Annotated in this window: 15 protein-coding genes; 4 read left to right on the top strand and 11 right to left on the bottom strand. The window is 72.8% G+C overall.

Annotation, left to right across the window (positions count from 1 at the left end; all coding sequences use genetic code 11):
- Nucleotides 1–5 precede the first annotated feature (5 nt).
- The 5 genes from BIV23_RS11020 to BIV23_RS11040 form a co-directional block, all read right to left on the bottom strand.
- Nucleotides 6–2,003, bottom strand: a complete 1,998-nt coding sequence (locus BIV23_RS11020; protein ID WP_071380605.1) for a copper resistance protein CopC — start codon at nt 2,001–2,003, stop codon at nt 6–8.
- A gap of 13 nt (nt 2,004–2,016) precedes the next feature.
- The gene (locus tag BIV23_RS11025; RefSeq protein ID WP_071380606.1) at nt 2,017–2,508 is read right to left on the bottom strand and encodes a copper chaperone PCu(A)C; all 492 of its coding nucleotides are present in this window, start codon (nt 2,506–2,508) and stop codon (nt 2,017–2,019) included.
- Nucleotides 2,505–3,161, bottom strand: coding sequence for an SCO family protein (locus BIV23_RS11030; protein ID WP_071380607.1), 657 nt, complete (start codon nt 3,159–3,161; stop codon nt 2,505–2,507). The genes BIV23_RS11025 and BIV23_RS11030 overlap by 4 nt, the downstream gene beginning before the upstream one ends.
- A 118-nt stretch (nt 3,162–3,279) precedes the next feature.
- Nucleotides 3,280–4,017 carry a YcnI family copper-binding membrane protein gene (locus BIV23_RS11035; protein ID WP_071380608.1) on the bottom strand — a complete coding sequence of 246 codons (738 nt, stop codon included), beginning with the start codon at nt 4,015–4,017 and terminating at the stop codon, nt 3,280–3,282.
- 139 nt (nt 4,018–4,156) lie between these two features.
- On the bottom strand, nt 4,157–5,020 hold the full coding sequence (locus BIV23_RS11040; RefSeq protein ID WP_071380609.1) for a hypothetical protein: 864 nt from the start codon (nt 5,018–5,020) through the stop codon (nt 4,157–4,159).
- Nucleotides 5,021–5,255: 235 nt separating this feature from the next.
- On the opposite strand from BIV23_RS11040, the gene BIV23_RS11045 reads away from it, so the two are divergent.
- Nucleotides 5,256–5,714 (top strand): ATP-binding protein, encoded by a 459-nt coding sequence (locus BIV23_RS11045; protein ID WP_071380610.1) that lies wholly within the window; start codon nt 5,256–5,258, stop codon nt 5,712–5,714.
- Between the two features lie 58 nt (nt 5,715–5,772).
- On the opposite strand, the gene pdxR is transcribed toward BIV23_RS11045, so the two are convergent.
- The 3 genes from pdxR to BIV23_RS11060 form a co-directional block, all read right to left on the bottom strand.
- Nucleotides 5,773–7,146 (bottom strand): MocR-like pyridoxine biosynthesis transcription factor PdxR, encoded by a 1,374-nt coding sequence (gene pdxR / locus BIV23_RS11050; protein WP_071380611.1) that lies wholly within the window; start codon nt 7,144–7,146, stop codon nt 5,773–5,775.
- A gap of 67 nt (nt 7,147–7,213) precedes the next feature.
- Entirely contained in the window at nt 7,214–8,698 is a 1,485-nt protein-coding gene (locus tag BIV23_RS11055) for an aminopeptidase P family protein (RefSeq protein ID WP_071380612.1), read from the bottom strand.
- Between the two features lie 151 nt (nt 8,699–8,849).
- Nucleotides 8,850–10,397, bottom strand: coding sequence for a PP2C family protein-serine/threonine phosphatase (locus BIV23_RS11060; protein WP_177239842.1), 1,548 nt, complete (start codon nt 10,395–10,397; stop codon nt 8,850–8,852).
- A 488-nt stretch (nt 10,398–10,885) separates the two neighbouring features.
- Between BIV23_RS11060 and BIV23_RS11065 the strand changes: the two genes are divergently transcribed.
- Both BIV23_RS11065 and BIV23_RS11070 read left to right on the top strand, forming a co-directional pair.
- On the top strand, nt 10,886–11,551 hold the full coding sequence (locus BIV23_RS11065) for a bifunctional DNA primase/polymerase (RefSeq protein WP_071380614.1): 666 nt from the start codon (nt 10,886–10,888) through the stop codon (nt 11,549–11,551).
- Between the two features lie 174 nt (nt 11,552–11,725).
- A complete protein-coding gene (locus BIV23_RS11070) occupies nt 11,726–12,367 on the top strand; it encodes a hypothetical protein (protein ID WP_071380615.1) in 642 nt (213 codons plus the stop codon).
- A 266-nt stretch (nt 12,368–12,633) separates the two neighbouring features.
- On the opposite strand, the gene BIV23_RS11075 is transcribed toward BIV23_RS11070, so the two are convergent.
- From BIV23_RS11075 to BIV23_RS11085, 3 genes are all read right to left on the bottom strand, one after another.
- Complete coding sequence (locus tag BIV23_RS11075) at nt 12,634–13,596, bottom strand: DUF5926 family protein (protein ID WP_071380616.1); 963 nt, start codon at nt 13,594–13,596, stop codon at nt 12,634–12,636.
- A gap of 165 nt (nt 13,597–13,761) precedes the next feature.
- Nucleotides 13,762–14,412, bottom strand: coding sequence for an ATP-binding protein (locus BIV23_RS11080; protein ID WP_079173075.1), 651 nt, complete (start codon nt 14,410–14,412; stop codon nt 13,762–13,764).
- Between the two features lie 62 nt (nt 14,413–14,474).
- Complete coding sequence (locus tag BIV23_RS11085) at nt 14,475–15,314, bottom strand: glycerophosphodiester phosphodiesterase (RefSeq protein ID WP_071380618.1); 840 nt, start codon at nt 15,312–15,314, stop codon at nt 14,475–14,477.
- 260 nt (nt 15,315–15,574) lie between these two features.
- On the opposite strand from BIV23_RS11085, the gene BIV23_RS11090 reads away from it, so the two are divergent.
- On the top strand, nt 15,575–17,035 hold the full coding sequence (locus tag BIV23_RS11090) for a S1C family serine protease (RefSeq protein ID WP_071380619.1): 1,461 nt from the start codon (nt 15,575–15,577) through the stop codon (nt 17,033–17,035).
- The last annotated feature ends 182 nt before the right edge of the window (nt 17,036–17,217 follow it).

Raw genomic sequence — 17,217 nt, forward strand, 5'->3', positions numbered from 1 at the left:
GTGGTTCAGCCGATCTGCGCGTTCTTGGAGACGGTCACCTGGTCGATGTCGGAGGTCCGCACGGTGACGGCGACCTTCCAGTCGCCGGCCATGGGGATCTGTACCCCGCTCGCCGACCAGTGGCCGGTGGTGACGTGCTCGGGGGTTACGGGGAGGGGGCCGATCTTCTTCGCCTCAAGGGTGAATTCGACCTTCACCTCAGGGATGTCGAAGGGTTTGCCGCTGGCGTTCTGGACGTACAGATGCATCTCGTTCGCGCCCACGCCCGCGGGGTCGAGGTCGATGCTGACAACGCCCTTGCCGTTGGTGCCGCCGGTGTCGAAGGGCATGTCCAGGGTCAGCGCGCCGTTCGTGGGCGCGGTGGCGGCACCGGCCGAGGAGGAGGTGGCGGCCTTGGCCTCCAGTTCGGTGCGGCCGGGCTCGGTCTGGGTCAGCCAGGTGGTCACGGCGAGCAGTACGACCGCGACGCCCGCCTCGGCGAGCACCGAGCGGCGCAGGCCGAAGCGGTGGGCGTCGCCGTCGCGCAGCCGCTTCTGCCGGGCAGCGGCCATGGCGGCCCGCTGCCGGGCGAGTTGCTCGGCCCGTTGCGGGTTGCCGCTGGTCCGGCCCTTGCCGGTGCCCTTGCCGGCGCTGTTGTCGGCGCTCTTGTCGGCGGACTGCTTGGCCGCGCCGGTCGTCACCCGCTCCTTTTCGGCCTCCGTCGCCTTCTCCGCCTCCCGGGCGGACGCCTCCTCCGCCTCGGCCTCCGCGCCGGTGACGCCGGTGAGCCGCCGGGTCCAGCGCCGTGACACCGATGCGATGGCGACCATCACGGCCACCAGACCGATCTTGACCAGCAGCAGCTGGCCGTACCGCGTGTCGGTGAAGGCCGACCAGGAGCCGAGCTGGCGCCAGGACTGGTAGGTGCCGGTGGCGACGAGCGTGACGACGGAGCAGAAGGCGAGCCGGGAGAAGCGGTGGACGGCGGCGGCCTCGACCGGTGTCTCGGCGGGCGCCCGGTACAGGGCGACCAGCAGCGCGGTGAGCCCGCCCAGCCAGGCGGCGGCGGCGAGCAGATGGAGGACGTCGACGGGCATGGCGATGCCCGGCTGGAGCCCGACCGAGGCGTGCTCGGCCATGGCCCAGCTGGTGGCGAGCCCGGCCGCGACGACCACTCCGCCGATCGCCAGCCCGAAGGTCAGGTCGCGCTTCTCCTGGCCCTCTTCCCGCTTGGTGTAGGCGCCGAAGAGGACGGCGATGAAGAGCGCGGCGGCGGCGAGCAGCAACAGCCGCGAGACCAGGGCGGCGCCGGTCTTCGTCTGGAGCACCGGCCCGAGCAGCCCGAGGTCGAAGACGTCGCCGAACTTCCCGCTGGTGGTGTACGCGCCGCGCAGGAGCAGCAGCCACAGGGTGGCCGCGGTGAGCGTGAGCCAGCCGCCGACGACCAGGCGCTGCACGGGCCGTACGCCCGCGCCGCGCTGCCAGCAGGCGAGCACGAAGGCGGCGCCGCCGGCGAGCACGATGAAGCCGGCGTACGACGCGTACCGCCCGATCGCGTAGAGCGCGCCCACGGTGCCGCCGCCCGCGGTCGGTCCGGTGCCGCTGACGACCGTCGGCGAGGGCGCCCCGATGGAGAAGGTGTAGGCGCCGGAGACGGGGTGGCTGTCGGCCGAGACGATCTGGTAGGTGACCGTGTAGGTGCCCTTGCCCAGCCCGCTCCTGAGCTTGATGCCGTACGTCGTCCCGCTCAGGTTGGCGGGCTTGCCGGTCTGCACCGGCCTGCCGCGCGGGTCGAGGACGCGCAGGGAGTCGTCGTTCGTCGCCACCTTCTCGGAGAAGGTGAGCGCCACCTGGCCGGGCGCCTGCTTGACCACCACCCCCTGGGCCGGGTCGCTGCCGGTCAGCGCGGCGTGCGCGGAGGCCGGGGCGGCGCCCGCGAGCAGCACGCCGGCGACGGCGAACAGCAGCAGCACCAGGCTGCGCAGGGCGCCGTTCCTCCCCTTGGGGGTGATGGTCCGCGTCAAGGTGGTCCCTCCCTCAGTGGCCGGTCGACGGGTTGTACGTCGCGGACTTCACCGGCATCTCGACGGTGAGGGGCCCGGACGTGGCGAACGTGAGTTTCACGGTGACCGTCTGGCCCTGCTTCGGCTGTCGCTTCAGCCTCTCGAACATCAGATGGTTGCCACCGCTTTTGAACACGAGTTGACCGTGGGCGGGTATGGCGAAGGAGGTCTGCTCCCGCATGGTGCCGCCCGTGGTGCTGTGCATGGTGACCTGGCCGGCCGCCTCGCTCGTCACCGAGGTCAGCTCCTCCTTGGCGCCTCCCTTGTTGGTGATCGTCAGGAAGCCGGCCGCCATGTCGGCGGAGACGGGCTGCGGCATGTACGACCCGCTCACCGACAGCTCGGGCTTCGAAGAACCGGAGCCGGACCCGGAACCGGAGTCCGAGCAGCCGGCGAGGGCCAGCACGCCGGCGAGCGCGGCGGCCGTGCTCACCAGGGCGGAGCGGCGCGTCACGGGACGGTTCACGGGTTGGCTCCCTTGACGAGCTTGGGCAGGTCCTTGGTGTAGTCGTCGACGGTGGCGTTCTCGCCGTAGAGGACGTAACCGCCGTTGGTCTTCGGCGAGAACGCCATGACCTGGGTGCCGTGGACCGAGACGAGCTTGCCGTTCTTGTCCTTCGTCGTCGGCTCCACGGAGATGCCGACGGAGCGGGCACCGGCCTGGATGGTGGCGAAGTCACCGGTCAGGCCGATGAACTGGGGGTCGATGCCCTTGAGCCACTTGCCCAGCTCGGTGGAGGTGTCGCGGCCGGGGTCGGTGGTGACGAACACGACCCGGAGGTCGTCCTGCTCGGCCTTGGGCAGCGCCTTCTTGGCGACGGCGATGTTGCTCATCGTCGTCGGGCAGATGTCGGGGCAGTGGGTGTAGCCGAAGTAGAGCAGGGTCGGGTGGCCCTGGGTCTCCTTGCGGAGGTCGTACTTCTTGCCGTGCGTGTCCGTGAGGACCAGGTCCGGCTTGGCGAAGGGCTGGTCGAGCACGGTGGCGGCCTTGCCGGAGTCGGACTCCTGCGAGACCGCGGTGACCGGTGCGGTGCTGTCGGAGCCGCTGCCGCAGGCGGAGAGGGCGAGACCGGCGGTGGCGGCGAGCAGTACGGCCGCTGCGAACGTCTTCTTGCGCATAGAGAAATGTCCCAGATGTAAGAACTCCGGTGCGCACCGGGGCCGGACGGGCGGGTCCCGCGGGCGGGCCGTTCGAACCTGTCGTACGACCCCGGTGCGCGCTTCGGAAGGAAGGGGGCTAGGCGGTCCGGCGGCGGCCCGCGAAGACGCCGTAGGCCACGCCCGCGGCGCCGACGACGATGCCGATGGTGCCGAGCACGCGCGCGGTGGTGTCGGTGTCGTGCGCGCCGGAGTCCGTGGCGGAGGCCGCGGTCTCGGTCTTGTCGGAGGTGTCCTTGGCGTCCGCCGAGCCGCCGTGGCCGTCGGTCGCGGCGGACAGCTGGAGGACGGGGGCCGGGTTCTCCGGCTCGTCCTGGCCCGCCTGCGGTACCTCGATCCAGCGCACCACTTCGTTGTCGGAGTAGGTCTGGAGCGCCTTGAACACGAGCTGGTCGGTGTTGTCCGGCAGGGCGCCGATGGAGAGCGGGAACTTCTGGAAGTAGCCGGGCTGGACGCCCTTGCCGTCGGCGGCGGTCCAGGTGACCTGGGAGACGGCCTCGTCGATCTTCTCGCCGTGCACGGTCAGCGGCTTGTCCAGCTTGGACTTGGTGACCTTCACGTTCCATCCGGCGATCGGCTCGGGCATGACCGAGGCGAGCGGGTGGTCTGTGGGGAAGGTGACCTCGACCTTGGTGGTCGAGGCGTTGTCGCGTTCGTTGGGGACCTTGAAGTCGACGACCGCGTAGCCGCCCTTGGCCGCGGCCCCCTCCGGCTGCACGGAGACGTGCGCGAAGGCGGGGGCGGACAGGGCGAGGACGGCCGTGCCCGCGACGGCGGTGGCGGCGGTGACCCGAGAGGCGATACGGGAAGCCTGCATGGCAGGAGCACTCCACTGGTGAGAGTTCCGGTGATGAAGTGAGGTACGCGTGCGCACACGCGCGTGCCGCGCGACGGCGGCCTCTTCACGGTCGGAACCGGGTGCCCGGTCGGAACCGGGGCGGAGTGCGCGCGTCGCGTCAGGCGGCGAGGTGGAAGTCGGCGGCGGGCGGGCCGCGCCGGATCACCGCGTGCCGGAGCGCGGTGGTGTGCGGGGCGGGCGCCTCGTCCCGGGCGGTACGACGGCCGCGCGGGAAGGGGCCGGCGGCGGGCAGCAGCCCGGCGCACAGGGCGCACGCCAGCGCGAGCGCCGCGCGCAGGGACCGTACGAGCGCCCCTTCGGCGACTCCGTGCGCCGACAGCTCGATCAGCCGCAGCAGCGCCAGATCGCCGCGGCGCAGCAGCCAGCCGGCGGCGACGGCCGCGAGGACGTGGCCGAGCAGCATCGGCAGCGAGGGCAGCAGCCCCGCGGCGGAGCCGGTGGCCCCGCGCGCGCCGGACAGGGTGCCCAGGGTGGCGACGGGCCGGCCGGCGCGGTCGATGAGGCGCGCGTCGAGCAACAGGTGGAAGGCGTGTCCGGGGGTGAGCGCGGCGGCGTTCGAGCCGCACAGCAGTCGGGCGGCGTTCTCCACGAGCGCGGCGTCGCTGAGCGACGAACCCGTGGTGCCCGGCGCGCCGGCCGCCCCCGGGGTGGCCATCACCATGCCGCCGGAGGCCATCGCGGCCCCGTGCTGGCCCAGCCCGAACAGCGCGTGCAGCGCGGTCTGGCCGAGCGCGAGCAGCGCGGCGATGCCGGGCAGCGAGCGGGCCCGCCCGGCGAGCGGCACGACGACCAGCAGACAGCCCAGGAACCCGGCGCCGAGCGTCCACAGCGGCACGCCCGCGCAGGAGGCCAGGGTGTGTCCGCACGCGGCCAGCACGACGCAGACCGCGGCGAACACCGCGGCCCGCAGGATCCGGAGCCCGGCTCCGGGGTGCGCCGTGCGCGCGTGGGGGGCAGTCATGGCGGCCTCATCATCGCACTGCCCTTATCGGCTTCCTACGGCAGGGCGTGGGAGCCGGCCAGGGGCAGGACGCGGGAGCCGGCCCGCCGGCAGCGCGCTCGGGCCGTCCCTCATACACCGATTCCTCCCGCCGCGCATCGGCTGTATGGGCGGTGTCACGTCAACGGTGTGCTTACGGCCCCCTATGGACGGCAATAGGTATCGGTATGTCGAGCCGCGGCCAGGAGGCTGGAGCATGAGCATCTGGTGGTCACTCCATCTGCGTCGCGAAGCTGCGAGCGTGCCGCTCGCCCGGCGGTTGCTGATCGGCACCATGGAGACGGCGGGCGTCGACCCCGAGATCTCCTACGACCTGTCCGTCGCCCTGAGCGAGGCCTGCGCGAACGCGGTCGAGCACGGCGGGGACGGATCCCGGGACGGCTCGGTGGAGGCGTACCGGGTGACGGCGTACCTCGACGGCGAGAAGTGCCGTATCGAAGTGGCCGACTCGGGGTCCGGGTTCGGCCCGGGGTTCACCCGCACCCAGGACATCCGTCCCGCCCGCGCGGACGCCGAGCACGGCCGCGGGCTGTGTCTGATCCGGGAGCTGGCCGATCACGTCCACATCGGCGCCAAGCCGGGCCGCGGCGGGACGGTGGTCAGCTTCGACAAGATCCTCAAGTGGACGAAGGACCCGTCACTGCTGACGGCGTGACGGCACGACGGCGGGGGCGCGCCCGCGGCCCGACCGGTGGACGTCCGTCAGCCGTCCGTCAGCCGTCCAGCACCTTCGCCAGCGCCTCCAGCGCGTCCGGATACGCCCGTTCCCGCGGTGTGCCGTAGCCGACGACCAGGCCCTGGGGGCGGTCGGCAGGGGCGCCGGGGGTGTGCCAGTGGTCGCCCAAGGTGCCGACGGCCAGGCCCTGCTCCTGCGCGCGGGCGAGGGCCTCGGCCTCGTCGGGTACGTCGATCAGGGCGTGCAGTCCGGCCGCGATCCCGCGCACGCGCCGGCCCGTCCCCAGCCGGTCCAGCAGCTGGTCGCGGCGGCGCCGGTAACGCAGCCGGCACGCGCGTACGTGCCGGTCGTAGGCGTGGCTGTCGATCAGTTCGGCGAGTGCGAGCTGGCCGATGGTCTCGGTGTGGTGGTCGCTGTGCAGCTTGGCGTCGGCGACCGCCTCGACCAGGTGGGCGGGCAGCACCATCCAGCCGAGGCGGAGTGCGGGGCCGAGGGTCTTGGAGGCGGTGCCCAGGTAGACCACCTGGCCCGGTGCCATGCCCTGGAGCGCGCCGACCGGCTGGCGGTCGTAGCGGAACTCGCCGTCGTAGTCGTCCTCGACGATCAGCCCGCCACGCGCGCGTGCCCAGTCGCCGAGTGCCCGCCGCCGCTCGGGGTGCAGGGTGACCCCGGTCGGGTACTGGTGCGCCGGGGTGACCACCACGGCGGCCGCCGCGCCCAGTTCCTCGGGGCGCACTCCGCGCGCGTCGACCGGCACCGGGCGCACGGTCCCGCCGCCTCGCCGCACCACCTCCCGGTGGAACGGCAGGCCGGGGTCCTCCATGGCGACGGTGGCGCCGTCCAGCACGCGCGTGAGGAGCGCGAGGCCCTGGACGTACCCGGAGGTGATGACGATCCGTTCCGGGGGCGCGACGACGCCGCGGGCCCGGCCCAGGTAGCCCGACAGGGCCGTGCGCAGTTCGACGCGGCCGCGAGGGTCGCCGTAGTCGTACGCCAGGGACGGTGCCGTCGCGATGGCGCGGCGCAGCGCGCGCAGCCAGGCCGCGGCCGGGAACGCGCCGACGTCCGGGCTGCCCGGGCGCAGGTCGAAACGCGGCGCACGCGCGTGTGCGGCGGCCTGCGGGCCCGTGGCGTCCGGGGTGGGCGGCAGCGCGGCGACCCGGGTGCCCGAGCCCTGCCGCGCCGTCAGATAGCCCTCCGCCACCAGCTGGTCGTACGCCGCCTTCGCCGTGCCCCGGGAGACGCCGAGGTCGGCCGCGAGGCGCCGGGTGGCCGGCAGCCGTGTCCCGGGCGCGAGCCGTCCGTCCCGGATGCCGTCCCTGAGCGCCCGCTCCAGCCCGATCCGCCGGCCGTCCCCCGTGTCGGTCTCGAGATGCAGGTCCACGCCCGCACCGGACCAGAAGTCGTCCATCAACACCCTCCCCCTAGGCATGCCAATGGCCGGGCACCTCCCCGGCACCCGGCCATTGAAACGCAGATCAGCCCTTCAGCGAGGCCATCCACGCCTCGACCTCGTCGGACCGGCGCGGCAGCCCGGCCGAAAGGTTTCGGTTGCCGTCCTCGGTCACGAGGATGTCGTCCTCGATCCGGACGCCGATGCCCCGGTACGCCTCGGGCACCGTCAGGTCGTCGGCCTGGAAGTACAGGCCGGGCTCGACCGTCAGCACCATGCCCGGCTCCAGCACACCCTCCACGTACGTCTCGGTCCGCGCGGCCGCGCAGTCGTGGACGTCCATGCCGAGCATGTGGCCGGTGCCGTGCAGGGTCCAGCGGCGCTGCAGGCCCAGCTCCAGGACACGCTCGACGGGGCCCTCGACCAGGCCCCACTCGACGAGCTTCTCGGTGAGCACGCGCTGGGCGGCGTCGTGGAAGTCGCGGTACTTGGCGCCCGGCTGCACGGCCGCGATACCGGCCTCCTGGGCCTCGTAGACGGCGTCGTAGACCGTCTTCTGGATCTCGCTGTACGTGCCGTCGACGGGCAGCGTGCGCGTGACGTCGGCGGTGTAGAGGGTGTGGGTCTCCACGCCGGCGTCGAGCAGGAGCAGGTCGCCGGGGCGGACCGGGCCGTCGTTGCGGACCCAGTGCAGGGTGCAGGCGTGCGGGCCGGCGGCGCAGATGGAGCCGTAGCCGACGTCGTTGCCCTCCACGCGCGCGCGGAGGAAGAACGTGCCCTCGATGTAGCGCTCGGAGGTGGCCTGCGCCTTGTCCAGGACCTTGACGACGTCCTCGAAGCCGCGGACGGTCGAGTCGACGGCCTTCTGCAGCTCGCCGATCTCGAACTCGTCCTTGACCAGCCGGGCCTCGGAGAGGAAGACGCGCAGCTCCTCGTCGCGCTCGGCGGTGACCTTGTCGGTCAGGGCAGCCTCGATGCCGGCGTCGTAGCCGCGCACGACGCGCACCGGGCCGGTGGCCTCGCGCAGCTTCTGCGCCAGCTCGCGCACGTCGGCGGCCGGGATGCCGTACAGCGCCTCGGACTCGGCGAGGGAGTGGCGGCGGCCGACCCACAGCTCGCCCTGGCCGGAGAGCCAGAACTCGCCGTTCTCGCGGTTCGAGCGCGGCAGGAGGTAGATCGTCTCCTGGTGGCCGTCGGCCGTGGGCTCCAGGACGAGGACACCGTCCTCCGTCTGGTTGCCGGTGAGGTACGCGTACTCGACGGAGGAGCGGAAGGAGTACTCCGTGTCGTTCGAGCGGGTCTTCAGGTTGCCCGCCGGGATCACCAGGCGCTCGCCCGGGAAGCGGGCGGAGAGCGCGGCGCGGCGGCGCGCGGTCTCGGCGGCCTGCGCGATCGGCTTCAGGCCACGCAGCTCCGTGTCGGCCCAGCCGGACTGCATGTTCTCGGCCAGCTCGTCGGAGACGCCCGGGTACAGGCCGTTCTTCCGCTGCTTGATGGGCTCCTCGGACTCCTCCGGGCCCGCCGCGGTAGCGGCGTCATCCGGAACAGCCGGGTTGAGCTCGTCGGACACGTGATCCTCCTCGGTACGGCGTGTGATCTCCCCCGGCGGCCCACGTCGCTCGCGATCGTGTCCGAGCAGGAGGCCTCCATCATCGTACGGTCGTACCGCGGGCGGACCAGGGTCGGATGACCTGTTATGCCCGGTCATGCATTCCGGGCGGTCAGTCGAAGCGGGCCGCCAGCAGGACCACGTCCTCCTCGCTGTCGGCCGCGGCCAGGCCGTCCGGCAGAACGGTGCGCAGGACGTGGTCGGCGACCGCGCCGGGGTCGTGGCGCAGCGCGCGCGGGACGCTCGCGGCGGCCGTGTGCAGCCGGGCGAAGGCGCGGTCCATCGGGTCGCCGGTACGGTGCAGCAGCCCGTCGGTGTAGAGCAGGACCGTCTCTCCGGCCTCGGCCTGGATCTCCACGCTGGGCGCCTCCCAGCACGCGAGCATGCCGAGCGGGGCGGAGACGGAGGTCTCGGCGAACTCGGTGCGCCGCCGGCCGATGAGCAGCGGCGGGCTGTGTCCGGCGCCGGCCAGGGTGATCTTGCGCAGGGCGGGCTCGCAGTAGGCGAACAGGGCGGTGGCGGAGCGGGCGGGCTCGGTCAGCCTGAGCAGCAGCTCCAGGTCGGACAGGACGGCGACCGGGTCCTCGCCCTCCATCACGGCGTACGCGCGCAGGGAGGCGCGCAGCCGGCCCATGGCGGCGACCGCGCTCGGGCCGGAGCCGGTGACCGAGCCGACGGACAGGCCGAGGGCGCCGTCGGGCAGCGGCAGCGCGTCGTACCAGTCGCCGCCGCCGCGCGGGCCGGTGCGGTGCCGGGCGGCGAGCTGGACGCCGGGCACACGGGGCAGCCGGGAGGGCAGCAGTTCCGCGGTGATGGTCGCCACGCGCGCGCGTGCGCGCTCCACCTCCAGCAGCCGGGCCAGGTGCTCGGTGGCGTGCCGGACGTAGAGGCCGGTCAGGTGGCGCCGGCGCTCGTCGGGCTCGGCGGGTTCGTCGTAGAGCCAGACGGCGGCGCCGAGGCGGCCGGCGGACTCGCCGGCGAGGGGCAGGGCGTAGCTGGCGGCGTAGCCGAGGCGGGCGGCGACCTCGCGGTGACGGGGGTCGAGGCCGTCCTCGGCGAGCAGGTCGGGGTGGGCGATCTCGGTGCCCGCGCCGGTGTCGTAGGGCAGGGCGCCGCGCGGGACGGTCTCGATGTGGCCGAGGTCGGCGCGGCCGAGGCCGAGGCCGAGGGAGGTGTGCGGGCCGAGCCCGTCGGCGGGCTCCAGGACGACGAGCCCGCGGCGGGCGCCGACGAGGGCCGCTCCGGCGCGCAGCAGCTCGTGCAGGGCGGGTTCCAGCCTGTCCGTGCGGGACATGCGCTCGGTCAGTTCGTGCAGGGTGGTGAGGTCCGAGACCCAGCCGGCCAGCCGGTCCTGGAGGAGGGTGCCCGGGGCGGGGGCGCTGGGGGCGGGGGAATCGGCGGTGGCGGAGTCGGGTGAGGCGACGGGAGCGGCGTCCGTGGCGGAGGGGGCGTCAGGGGCGGGGGGAGCGGGCGCGACAGTGTGTGTGGGCGTCGGAACCGTTGAATCGATTCCAGCCACTTTCGGAGGGTGCGGGGCACTCATGGTGTCCGGCTTCCAGACCGGTGCGTATTGCTCAGAAGCATCGCAAACCCCCATGTCATTCTGCGCCGCTAGCAGTGTCTCCACATGTACACGCACTCGTGAGGGGATGTCCAGCATTGTCCTGCGAGGATTCCTGGTGTCCATGAGTCGGACGAGGTTTCCCCCGAACCCCTTGCCTTACTGCCAAGTTGGCTGAAAACTGCCTCGGGTATCGGTTCATTGCGGTCGACTGGCCTTGCTCCACAGAGCGTCACAGCGGTCGTGATGGGTACGTACTCGGAGAAGGCCAGGGGTGGCTGGGGGCCACCCGGAACCTGGCGACGGACCCGGGCGTCATAACCACCGACGGCCGAGCCCCATCCTCCCTGGCGGAGGCGGAGAGAAATACGCGCGACGGCAAAAACGCCATACTTCGCCACCCCCGCGCCGCAGCCGTGCTTTTGCCCGACGTACTACGGACGCGGCCCATGCTCGACCCTTTGGGGACCCCCCTGCCGTGCACGGGGGTGTGATGCGCCAATAGGTACGCACAGTGAAGTGATCGACACATGGTGTGATGTGGACCACGGTGTTGCCAGCGGTGCAACGGAAAGGAACGAGCGCTCATGCGCGAGATCCTCGGAAGGCGACGCAGGCTCCTGTCCAGGCGGAACGGCGGGGGACCTGAGCTGATCGACGCGGCCCTGACCTTCGCGACCGAGTGGCGGTGGCCGGTACTCCCGGGTGTGGCCCCGGCCCCGCGGGGGCGCGCCCGCTGCGGCTGCCCCGACCCCGAGTGCACGGTGCCCGGAGCGCACCCCTTCGACCCCGGCCTGCTCGCGGCCACCACCGACGCGCGCATGGTGCGCTGGTGGTGGACCAACCGGCCGAGCGCGCCGATCGTCCTCGCGACCGGGGGCAGGGCTCCCTGCGCGGTGAGCCTGCCGGCGCTCGCCGCCGCGCACGCGCTCGCCCTGCTCGACCGCCGGGGCATGCGTCTCGGCCCGGTGATCGCCTCGCCCACCCGCTGGGCGCTGCTGGTCAAGCCGTACTCCATGGAGCAGCTGGGCGAGCTGCTCTACGCGAAGGACTTCGTCCCCGGCTCCCTGCGCTTCCACGGCGAGGGCGGGTATCTCGCCCTGCCCCCCTCCGAGACCGGCGAGGGCGCCGTCCGCTGGGAGCGCGCTCCGCTGCCCGGCTCGGCCGCGCCCTGGGTGCCGGATGTGGAGGCGGTCGTCGACGCCGTGGTCGACGCCCTCACTCGTACGGGTGTGAGCGCGCCCGAGTTGTAGGGCTGTCGGCGCGGGTGCGGCGGACGGGCCGCGCTCGATCGTTATCTTCCGCACATGCTGCCAATTTCCGGGGGAAACCGACCATCCGGGGGAAACCGACCATCCGGGGAACACCGACGCCGCCCGCCACAGCGCGGCCGGCCGGACCCGCACACCCTCCGTCTGCTCGCCCTCATGGGCGTCGTGACGGCCGCCGTCGCGCTGCCGCTGGCCGTGGCGTCCGCCGGGCAGGTGGGCGAGAAGCCCCACCACGCGGCGGCCGACGAGCCGCACGACGCCGCACACGCGCCGGTCACGGGCCAGGACGACGCCCTGCGACTGACCGGGAACGGGCGTGCGGACGGGGCCGGGCAGGGCGGAGGGGGCGGGGACGCCAAGGTCCCCTCGTCCGATGTCTCTCCCCGGCTGCTCGGGCTCGGTCTCGCCACCGCCGCCCGCTGCGGCCCCGCGCTCACCTCACCCGACGGCATCGAGGCGCAGACCTGTGTGCTGACCCAGGGAGCGGAGACCTGGGCGCGCACCTACTACCGCAACGCCACCGGCAAGCCGCTCGACTCCGTGCTGAGCCTGATGGGCCCGGGCGGCCACAGTCTCGAGATGCGCTGCGTCACCGGCGCCGACGACGAGCCCGCCACCTGCGAGACACCCCGTGAGCCCAGCCGGGGCGGGGCGGACGCCTACACGGCCGTCACCGAGTTCGCGAAACACGGGGCCGACGGCGGTCTGCTGTTGCGCTCGGGCAGCGATCCGGCGAACTCCGGAGACGGTTCCACGGGCGACGCCGCGATCGACTCCGGGGATCCGAAGGGGAGTTGACGCCCGGCTGTGGAACGTCCACCGCATGTGGACGGAGCGGCCGGGATCACGCGGACATGGAAAGACCCGGTTGCTGGCGACGGGGGATGCACCAGCAACCGGGATATGGGAACGGTAACAAGAGATCGCCGGTTCGCAAATTCCGGCTGGGGCATTCGGCCACCGATTTCCCTGCTGCGACGGTGAGTTGTGACAGGAGTCACCCGCACCGGAGGCCGTCGTCACGGCTGACCGACCGGTCAGCTGTGACGCGCGCGAGGGGGGCCTCAGCTGAGCGTGACCTGCCGGTTGGTCAGACCGCCGCGGGCCCGGCGCTCGTCCGGCGTGAGCGGTTCGGCGGTGGCGAGGGCGGCGGCGAGCCGCTCGGCGAACTCGGCGGCCGGCTTCTCCACATCCTCGGCCGACATCCCGCTCGGCAGGTCCCAGACCGGCACCGTGAGCCCGTGAGCACGGAAGGAGCCCACGAGCCGGGTGCCCTCGCCCAGGCTGGAGCGGCCCGCGGCGTGCAGCCGCGCGAGAGCGTCCAGAAGCTGCTCCTCGGGGTGCGGCATCACCCACCGCAGATGGTTCTTCTCCGGCGTCTCGCACCAGTACGCCGCGTCCACGCCGGACAGCTTCGCCGTCGGGATCGCGGCGGCGTTGGCCCGCTCCAGGGAGGCGGCCACGTCCGGAGCGGCGTTCTCCGCGTCCGGCACCCAGAACTCGAAGCCACTGTGCACGACCGGCTCGAACGGAGCGTCGGCGACGAGCAGGTCCTGGAGCCGGGGGCCCTCGGCGGGAGCACGGCGGCCCTGCACGGGCGTGCCCGGCTCTGCTTCGAGCGCCCGCACGAGCGTGTCGGCGAGGTCGCGGCTGATGTCGCCGGAGGCCGTGTCGTTCTGCAGGCCGAGCAGGATCGAGCCGTCGTCGCGGCGCAGCGCCGGCCAGGCCATCGGCAGCACCGTGGCGAGCGTGACCGACGGAACGCCCTCGGGCAGGCCGTCCTTGAGGGTCAGCTCGGCCGTCGCGGCCGGGACCAGCTCGCGCAGCGCGACCCAGTCGCACTCGCCCGCGAGGCCCTCGAAGGGGCGGTGCACCAGCTCCGTCACCGCGTGTGCGGCGGCCCGGCCGTGGCACGCCTTGTAGCGTCGGCCGCTGCCGCAGGGGCAGGGCTCGCGGGCGCCGACAACCGGGATCTCTCCGTCCGTGATCTGTGGCTTGGCCTTCGTCTGGGGTCGCTTCTTGGCCATCGTGGGTGTCTCCCGGTTACGGCTCTTCTCGTACGGGCGCGAGCCTAGCCGCTTCGGCCGTCACCGACGGGAACCTGTGGACAACGCACGCGCGCTCGACGCCGGTGGTGTGAACCCGCGGAGGGCCGAAGGGACCTGACGGGCCGGATCCCGGCGGTCCGGAACTCAGTCCAGATCGTCGAAGGCGTCCGCGAGGTCCAGGCCGGCCATCTCCATGTCCATGCTGGTGAGTGCGGGGGCCGTGACGCGCGTAGCGAAACCGCCGTGCCGGCACCCGGCATCGGGATCGTGGACGTCCTCGTGGACCACCACCCAGACCGTCACCTCGCCCCGGATGTCGTCCCGCACGCCCCAGTCGTCGGCGAGGGCCGTGATGATGTTGAGCCCGCGGCCGCCGTGCGCCGTCACCGACGGCGTGGCCGGTGCCGGGCGCGTCGGACCGCCGCCGTCCGTCACCTCGACGGTGAGCCGCCCGCGCGGGTCGACGCGCCACGCGGCCCGCACGTCGCCGTCACCGGCCGGTGCGTCACCGAGGGGCCGCCCGTGTTTGCAGGCATTGCTGAGCAGTTCCGAAAGGATCAGTACGGCGTCGTCGATGACCGACTCCGACACGCCACCGCTCCGCAGCTGTGCGCGCATCCGGTGCCTCGCCTTCCCCACGCCCGCAGGGCCATGGGGTACGGCCATGCTCGACGACGTGGGCACCTCCTGTGCCACCACCAACGCCACCCCCGAGACCTCCTTTGCCCCACGCCACGGTGTGGATGCCCCCTCTACCTGTAGGGGAAACCGGCCAATCCCCTTCCGGTGACGCATTCGTCACGCTCGTGCACGGAGCGAATGCGCCGGTGCACCCCCTGTGACGAAAGTGTCCGGAGTCACCCGCGGTTCAGCTGTCGCAGCACCGCGCGCGGACGGTTGGTGATGATCGCGTCGATGCCGAGCTCCACGCAGAGGTCGACGTCCTCGGGCTCGTTCACGGTCCAGACGTGCACCTGATGACCGGCTCGTTTCAGTCGCTCCACGTACGCGGGGTTGTTGCGCACGATACGGATCGAGGGGCCCGCGATCCCCACGCCCGCGGGCAGCCTGCCGTCGCGCAGCCTCGGTGTGAGGAACTGCACGAGGTAGACCGTCGGCAGAGTCGGGGCGGCGGCACGCACGCGATGGAGCGAGCGTGCCGAGAAGCTCATGATCCGCACCAGCGACTCGGCGGCGGAGGGCGGCGCGTCCAGTCCGAACCGCTTCAGCAGTGTCAGCAGCCGCTCCTCGACCTGCCCGGCCCAGCGTGTGGGGTGCTTGGTCTCGATGGCCAGTTCAACCCGACGCCCGGCGTCCGAGACCAGTTCCAGCAGCCGCTCCAGGGTGAGCACGGAGGTCTCCGCGCGGTCCTCGGGACGGTGCTCCCAGTCGGGCTCCTCGGTGTCGGAGGTCCGGCCGCGCCAGGTCTCGCGGGTCCTGCGGGAGCCGAAGTCGAGGGTGGCGAGATCGGCCAGTTCCAGGGCGGAGACGGCGCCGCGGCCGTTGGAGGTACGGTTCACCCGGCGGTCGTGGACGCAGACCAGGTGGCCGTCGGCGGTCAGTCGTACGTCGCACTCGAGGGCGTCGGCGCCGTCCTCGATGGCCTTCTTGTAGGCGGCCAGGGTGTGTTCGGGCGCGTCCTCGGAGGCGCCCCGGTGGGCGACGACCTGGACGGAGCGCTGTGGTGCGTGGGTCACCGCGTCATCGTGCCACCGTCGGAGGGTGCTCGGGGTGGCGCGGGCATCCCTGATGCCAGGTTATGTAACTTTTGTCGGAAAAACCTTATATAAAGACTGGCCCTGGACCCACAGCCACCGCTTATGGTGCTCTGACGGCCCGTGGGAAAAGCTGTCTCCATACAAATGGACCAGCGAAGACTGGCCACAGCACCACGCAGAGCTGCCGAGCGTGACCGAGTGCGACCGACAACAACAGCCGTGGATCGAGGAGAAGAGCTGTGAGCACCGAGAACGAGGGCAACGAGGTACCCCCGGCCCCGTCCGCACCTCCCGTGCCGGTGGCCTCTTCCGCGGCTTCCCCGCAGAGCCCCGAGCCCGACGGGAACGCGCCGACCACTCCCCTCCCGCCGGTCCCCGGCGACGCCCCGGCCGCCGAAGCGGGCGCGGCCCACCCCTCCGGCCCCGCTCCCGACGGCTCCTGGCCGCCCCCGCGGCCCGCCGCCCCGCCGCATCCCGAGACCCCGTCCTACGGCGACGCGGGCGTGGGCGGTGCCGGTGGCCCGGGCGCCCCCGTCTGGGGTGCGGCGTACCAGCAGCCCGCCCCGAAGCCGCGCGGGCGCGGCGGTCTGGTCGCCGCGGTCCTGGTGGCCGCGCTGGTCGCGGGCGGCCTGGGCGGCGGCCTCGGCTACACCCTGGCCAAGAACCACGACGACAGCGGCTCCACCACCGTCTCCGCCTCCGACAGCGGCGGCGCCACTCAGGTCAAGCGCGCGCCCGGCACGATCGCCAGCGTGGCCGCCAAGTCGCTGCCCAGCACCGTCACCATCGAGGCCGAGGGCACCAACGGCAACGGCGGCACCGGCACGGGCTTCGTGTTCGACACCCAGGGCCACATCATCACCAACAACCACGTGGTGGCGGACGCGCTGGGCGGCGGCAAGCTGACCGCGACGTTCCCGAACGGCAAGAAGTACGACGCCGAGGTCGTCGGCCACGCCCAGGGCTACGACGTGGCGGTCGTCAAGCTCAAGAACCCTCCGTCGGACCTCAACCCCCTCCCGCTCGGTGACTCCGACAAGGTGGTCGTCGGCGACGAGACGATCGCCATCGGCGCCCCCTTCGGTCTGTCCAACACGGTGACGACCGGCATCATCAGCGCCAAGAACCGCCCGGTGGCCTCCAGCGACGGCAGCACCGGCAGCAAGGCGTCGTACATGAGCGCCCTGCAGACCGACGCGCCGATCAACCCGGGCAACTCCGGCGGCCCGCTGCTGGACGGCTCGGGCGCGGTCATCGGCATCAACTCCGCGATCCAGTCGACCAACAGCGGCGGCGGCTTCGGCGGCTCCGGGCAGTCCGGCTCGATCGGCCTGGGCTTCGCCATCCCGATCAACCAGGCCAAGTACGTCGCGCAGCAGCTGATCAAGACCGGCAAGCCGGTGTACGCCAAGATCGGCGCGTCCGTCTCGCTGGAGGACTCCAGCGACGGCGCGAAGATCACCGACCAGGGCGCGGCCGGTTCCGCCGCGGTCGAGTCGGGCGGCCCCGCCGACAAGGCGGGCCTGAAGCCCGGCGACGTGATCACCAAGCTGGACGACATGGTGATCGACAGCGGCCCGACCCTGATCGGCGACATCTGGACCCACAAGCCGGGCGACAAGGTGACGGTCACCTACAAGCGGGGCGGCCAGGAGCACACGGTGGACCTGACCCTGGGCGCCCGGGTGGGCGACAGCTGACCCACCGCCGACACCGGCACGCGCGCGCAGGGGGCGCCTCTCCACGGAGGGGCGCCCCTTCGCCGTTCACGAAGAACGGGGGTGCGCCCTCGCATGTGGACGACAGGGCGCGGCCTTCGCGCGGGGACACGGGCTCGCGGAGCGGCATGGCGCCCGGCACGCACGCGTGTGTCGCGTCGGCG

The organism is Streptomyces monashensis (genome assembly GCF_001866665.1).
Taxonomy (GTDB): domain Bacteria; phylum Actinomycetota; class Actinomycetes; order Streptomycetales; family Streptomycetaceae; genus Streptomyces; species Streptomyces monashensis.